The organism is Streptomyces sp. NPDC059455, from assembly GCF_042750115.1.
In the GTDB taxonomy this organism is placed as follows: Bacteria; Actinomycetota; Actinomycetes; order Streptomycetales; family Streptomycetaceae; genus Streptomyces; species Streptomyces endocoffeicus.
Map to the genome: position 1 here is coordinate 49,626 of NZ_JBHYVB010000007.1, position 6,327 is coordinate 55,952.

The window sequence follows — 6,327 nt, forward strand, 5'->3', positions numbered from 1 at the left end:
TGACGAATAACCGGTCGAGCGGGCAGACTGGCGGTGCAGGGAAACGTAAGCGCGGGGGGCACCATGGTCGGCGACAAGCGGCTTGGGGAACGGGACTGGCTCATCGCGGCCGAGTTCGCCGAGCGCACGGCACTGCACGGGCCCACGGCACCCCATGAGGCCACGGCGCTCCACGCCCCCACAGCACTCCACGACCCCCCGGCGGCGAATGCCCCCGTCGTGCGCCCCGCCCAACTGCCCGCCGCCGCGCCGGACTTCACCGGCCGCGCCGACGCCGTACGGGAGCTGAGCGGCCTGCTGGCCGCCCAGGGCGGCGCTCCCGCCCAGGGCAGCGCTCCCCCGGTGCTCGCCGTCTCCGGCATCGGGGGCATCGGCAAGACCGCGCTGGCCGTCCATGTGGCCCACGCGGCCCGCCGTCACTTCCCCGACGGGCAGCTCTATGTGGACCTCCGGGGCGCGGGCCCCTCCCCCGCCGAGCCCGACGCCGTACTGGCCGCCTTCCTGCGCTCCCTCGGCATCCCGGACGCCGCCATCCCGGACGGCACCGAGGAACGCACCGCCCTCTACCGCTCGGCGCTCGCGGGCCGCCGGATCCTCGTCCTCCTGGACAACGCCCGGGACGCCGACCAGATCCGGCCGCTCCTGCCCGGCGACCCCGGCGACCCCGGCGACGGCCCGCACGGCCGCACGGCCCCGCACGGCCGCGTCGCCCCGCACGGCTGCGCGACCCTGGTCACCGGCCGGGCCACCATGGCCGGTCTGGACGGCGCCCATCTGGTCGATCTGGACGTGATGAGCCCGGAGGAGGCGTTCTCCCTCTTCGCGCTCATCGTGGGCGAGGAGCGGGCGGCCGTCGAGCGCGAGGAGGTGATGGACGTCCTGGCGTCCTGCGGCTTCCTGCCGCTCGCGATCCGCATAGCGGCCTCCCGGCTCGCCTCCCGCCGCACCTGGACGGTGTCCGTGCTGGCCCGCAAGCTGGCCGACGAGCGGCGCAGGCTGGACGAGCTGCGGGCCGGCGATCTGGCGGTCAAGGCCAGCTTCGAGCTCGGCTACGGCCAGCTGGAGCCGGAGCAGGCGCGGGCGTTCCGGCTGCTCGGGCTGGCCGGGGGGCCGGACATCTCGCTGTCCGCCGCGGCGGCCGTGTTCGGCCTGGACGACGCCGCCTCCCGGACGCTCATGGAATCGCTGGTCGGCACCTCGCTCCTGGAGCCCACCGTGCCGGGGCGCTATCGCCTCCACGATCTGCTGCGGCTGTACGCGCGGACGTGCGCGGAGCGGGACGACATCCCCGAGGCGGAGCGGGAGGCCGCGCTCTCCCGTCTGCTGGACTTCTATCTGGCCACCGCGGCACGGGTGTACGCCGCCGAGCGGCCGGGCGACCGCACCGTCGAGCACCTCGCACCCACGACCCGTCCGGGCCTCACCTTCGAGTCGTCCGGGGCCGCGCTGGAGTGGCTGTTCACCGAGGCGGACTGTCTGATCGCCTGCGCCCGGCAGTGCGTCGCCGACGGCCGGCGCCGCCGGGTGGCGGACCTGCTGACCGCCGCCCTGGACCTCGCCGAGTCGGGGGCCAGGTCCTACCAGTACGAGGGGGTGGCCGAGGCGATCATTGAATCGGCTCAGTCGGCGGGGGACGTGCGCACCGAGGCCCGGGCACGGGCCACCCTCGGGAATCTGTACTACTTCACCGGCCGGTTCGAGCACGCCGAGCGGGAGCTGGAGCGGGCGCTGGACCTGGCCGCCAGGGACCCGATGCTCGCCAGCCGCGTTCCCAACCGGCTCGGCAGCATCGTCCTGGACCAGGGCCGCAAGGAGGAGGCCGAGGCGTACTTCAACCGGGCGCTCGACGCCTTCCGCGCCGACGCCAACGAGGCCGGTGAGGCCAGCGCCCTGTCCAACCTCGCCCGCGTCCACATCGACAAGGGCCGCGCCCAGGCCGGGGTGGAGCTGGCCGAGCAGGCGCTCGAGATCTACCAACGGCTGGGCGCCTCGCTGCGCCTGGCCAACGGACGGTACACACTCGGGATAGCGCTGACCCGTACGGGCCGGCTGGACGAGGCCCTGACCCATCTGACCCAGGCCCTGGGCATATTCCGGGACAGCCGCCAGCAGCTGTGGGAGGGAATGGCCCATTTCCGGCTTGCCGAAACCCATCTGGCCGCAGGCCGTCCGGCCCGGGCCGCATGGCACGCCGAGCGGTCACTAGCCATGCAGGGCCTGTGCGGCGAATGGCGCCGCGGGTCGCTGCTGACGGTCCTGGGCAAGGCGCTGTCCGCGGTCGGCCAGACCGATCGGGCCAGGGAGTGCTGGCAGGAGGCGCTGGCCATCTACCAGCGCCTGGGGTCGCCGGAGCGCGAGGAGGTGAGCGCGCTGATGGGGGTCTCGTCGATCTCGTCGGCCGCGCCGCCCCACGGCGCCACCCGCCTCCACTCGGACCCTCCCGGGGGTATGACGGCCCATTGACCGCCGTACCTTCCGATCTGACGGTGTGCCAGCCATATGAAGTCGGACAACTCTGGCGGGCCTTGTGGAGACCGCTGGCCCCTACTGACGTAACCGCCGCCGACAAGGCAAACTGACCCGTGCGACTGGGAAGCACAGGCAGGGGGAGACATGGCCCGCGACAAGGAGCAGGCGCAGCGGCAGCACATGCGCTTCACCGTGCTCGGACCGGTCCGGGCGTGGCGGAGCGAACAGCAGCTCAGCACCGGCTCACCGCAACAACGAGCGCTGCTGGCGGCGCTGTTGCTGCGGGGCGGAAGAACCGCGACGGCCCCGGAGCTGATCGACGCCCTCTGGGGAGACGACCCCCCGGACGCGGCGATCGCCGCGCTGCGCACATACGCCTCCCGGCTGCGCAAGGCCTTCGGGCCCGACTCCGAGGTGCTGGCCAGCGAGTCGGGCGGGTACGCGATCCGCGTCGGTCTCGGCGCCCTGGACATCGACGTGGTCGAGCAGTTGGCCACCGAGGCGGAGAAGGCCCAGCACTCGGGGGACCGGCTGCGGGCGCGCGAGCTGTTCGGCAAGGCGCTGGACCTGTGGGACGGCGAGCCGCTGGCCCAGGTGCCGGGGCCGTACGCCGAGACGCAGCGGGTGCGGCTGACCGAGCGGCATCTGTCCCTGGTCGAGGCGCGCCTGGACCTCGACCTGGAGCTCGGCCACCACGCGGAGGCCGTCTCCGAACTGACCGCCCTGACCGCCGCCCATCCGCTGCGGGAGCGGCTGCGCGAACTGCTGATGCTGGCCCTCTACCGCAGCGGACGGCAGGCCGAGGCGCTCGCCGTCTACACCGACACCCGCCGGCTGCTGGCCGAGGAGCTGGGCGTGGACCCCTGCGCGGAGCTCTCCGAGCTCCAGCAGCGCATCCTCCAGGCCGATGCCGAGCTCGCCGCGCCGAGCGCCGCCGCGGAGCAGGCCCCGGCCGGGCCGGTCTTCGTGCGGCCCGCGCAGCTCCCGGCCTCGGTCTCGGACTTCACGGGCCGAGTGGCGTTCGTGAAGGAGCTGGGCGACCACCTGGCCACCGCCGAAGGGCATGTCATGGCCGTGTCAGCGGTCGCGGGGATCGGCGGAGTCGGCAAGACGACCCTCGCCGTCCACGTGGCGCACACCGCGCGCCACCACTTCCCGGACGGCCAGCTCTACGTGGACCTCCAGGGCGCGGGCCCGGCCCCGGCCGAGCCGGAGGCGGTCCTCGGATCCTTCCTGCGGGCCCTCGGCACACCGGACTCCAGCATCCCCGACGGCGTCGAGGAGCGCGCCGCCCTCTACCGCTCCACGCTGGACGGCCGCCGCGTGCTGACGCTGCTGGACAACGCGCGGGACGCGGCCCAGGTGCGTCCCCTGCTGCCCGGTACGGAGGGCTGCGCCGCCCTGGTCACCAGCCGGATCCGGATGGTCGACCTGGAGAGCGCCCACCTGGTCGACCTGGATGTGATGAGCCCGGAGGAGGCCCTGGCCCTCTTCACGCGGATAGTGGGCGAGGAGCGGGTCGTCAGCGAGCGCGACGCGGCCATGGACGTCGTCGCCGCGTGCGGTTTCCTGCCGCTCGCCATCCGCATCGCCGCCTCCCGCCTCGCCGCCCGCCGCACCTGGACCGTGTCCGTCCTCGCCCGCAAGCTGGCCGACGAGCGGCGGCGCCTGGACGAGCTGCGCGTGGGCGATCTGGCGGTCAAGGCCACCTTCGAGCTGGGGTACGGCCAGCTCGAGACCCAGCAGGCACGGGCGTTCCGGCTGCTGGGTCTCGCCGAGGGGCCCGACATCTCGCTGGCGGCGGCCGCGGCCGTCCTCGACCTCGATGTCGACCGCGCCGAGGACCTCCTGGAATCCCTGGTCGACACCAGCCTGCTGGAGTCCGCCGCCCCCGGCCGCTACCGCTTCCACGACCTCGTGCGCCTCTTCGCGCGCGCCTGCGCCGAGCGCGATGAGCAGCCGCCCTCCGAGCGGGACACGGCGATGTCCCGCCTGCTGGACTTCTACCTGGCGACGGCCGCCGAGGTCTACGGGCTCGAGCGGCCCGGCGACCGGCTGGTGGACCACCTGGAGACGACGCGCTACCCCGGCCTGGCCTTCCCGGACCGCGAGGCCGCGCTGGACTGGCTCTTCGCCGAGTCCGACCCGCTGCTCGCCTGCGCCCAGCAGTCGGCCGCCCGCCCGGACACGCTGCGCCGCGCCGCGGACCTCCTGATGGCGGCGGTCGACCTGGCCGAGTCCGGGGCCAATTCGCGCCAGTACGAGATCACCGCGGTCGCCATCAGCGACGCGGCGCAGGTGCAGGACGACGCCCACGCGGAGGGCCGCGCCCGCACCTTCCTCGCCCATGTGCGCAGCCTGGCGGGCCGTTACGACCAGGCCGACGACGAGGCCCGCCGGGCCGCGGCGCTGGGGCTGGCCGCCGACGACCCCGTCCCCGCCTGCCGCGCGCTGAACCAGCGCGGCATCATCGCGCTCGTCCAGCAGCGGCTCAACGAGGCGGAGACCCACCTCCTCCAGGCCATCACCGCCTTCCGTAAGGACCGCAACGCGCCGGGCGAGGCCAGCGCCCTGTGCAATCTGTCGCGCGTCCACCTGGAGCTGGCCCGGGTGGCGAGCGCCGTCGAACTGGCCCGGCAGGGCGTCAAGATCTACGAGGACCTGGGGCGCACCCTGCGCCTGGCCAACGGCAAGTACGCGCTCGGCCTGGTCCTGACCCGGGCGGGACGCCCGGACGAGGCACTCGCACACCTGACGGACGCGCTGTCCCTGTTCCACGAAAGCCGTCAGCCCCTGTGGGAGGGGATGACCCACCAGCGCATCGCGGAGGCCCACCTCACGGTGAACCGGCCGGCGCAGGCCGCCTCGCACGCCGAACAGGCCCTCGCCCTGCGCGGCATCGGCGGCGAATGGCGGCGGGCGATCGTGCTGACCGTGCTGGGCAAGGCGCTCATCGCGATCGGCCAGACCGGCCGCGCCGAAGCCTGCTGGCGCGAGGCGCTCTCCATCCACGAGCAGTTGGGCGCCGCCGAGGCGGACGAGGTGCGCGGGCTCCTGGAGCCCGCGGCGGCCGCGTAACGGGCCGGCGGCCGCGTAAGGCCCGCAGGCGCGTAAGGCCCGCGGCCGCGCAACGGGCGGCTCGGGCGGCGGTATCGGGCGGCTCGGGCGGCGGTGTCGGGTGGCTCGACGGCGGCCGCGCAACCGGCGGCGCGATCGCGTAGCGCCCTGCGACACCGCGTTCATCAATCGTTTATCGCCGACGGTCACTGTTGAAGCAGTCGATCCGTCCCCGCGGGGGGCAGACGGGTCGGTTGTCGGGTCTCACCACTAGCGTGAGCAGCCCTGAGATGCCCGTCCGGCGACCCACGGGGGAGTCGCCGGGCGGGCGTCGCCACACAACCTGCCGCCCTATCCCATGGAGCTGATCCGCATGACCCAGGACAAGAAGCCAGAGTCCGACGCCTACCGGCCGCTCGACGAGCACGCGCCCGTGCCGCCGCAGCTCACCACGCAGGACGAGCACGCGCCCGCCCCGAGGCCGCTGGCCGCCAAGGACGAGCACGCCCCTGTGCCGCCGCAGCTCTCCACCCAGGACGAGCACGCGCCGGCACCCAAGCCCCTGACCGCCAAGGACGAGCACGCGCCCGTGCCGCCGCAGCTCTCCACCCAGGACGAGCACGCGCCGGCGCCCAAGCCTCTGACCGCCAAGAACAAGACGGCGTAACGGGTAGGCAGCAGGCAGGCGGGAGCAACACACAGGGCCCACGGGGCACTTCGCAGGGATCGGTCCGTCGATGGCACGGAGGGGGTGCCCACGACCCCCCTACCAGCTGGCGCGGGGGTGGCCAAGTCGAGGGA

The 6,327-nt window shown here is 74.1% G+C and carries 3 protein-coding genes; all 3 read left to right on the forward strand.

Annotation, left to right across the window (positions count from 1 at the left end; genetic code table 11):
• The first annotated feature begins 63 nt into the window (after positions 1-63).
• On the forward strand, positions 64-2,463 hold the full coding sequence (locus ACFXB5_RS04040) for a tetratricopeptide repeat protein (protein WP_385202124.1): 2,400 nt from the start codon (positions 64-66) through the stop codon (positions 2,461-2,463).
• A gap of 150 nt (positions 2,464-2,613) precedes the next feature.
• On the forward strand, positions 2,614-5,547 hold the full coding sequence (locus tag ACFXB5_RS04045) for a BTAD domain-containing putative transcriptional regulator (RefSeq protein ID WP_385202126.1): 2,934 nt from the start codon (positions 2,614-2,616) through the stop codon (positions 5,545-5,547).
• Between the two features lie 352 nt (positions 5,548-5,899).
• A complete protein-coding gene (locus ACFXB5_RS04050) occupies positions 5,900-6,193 on the forward strand; it encodes a hypothetical protein (protein ID WP_385202128.1) in 294 nt (97 codons plus the stop codon).
• The last annotated feature ends 134 nt before the right edge of the window (positions 6,194-6,327 follow it).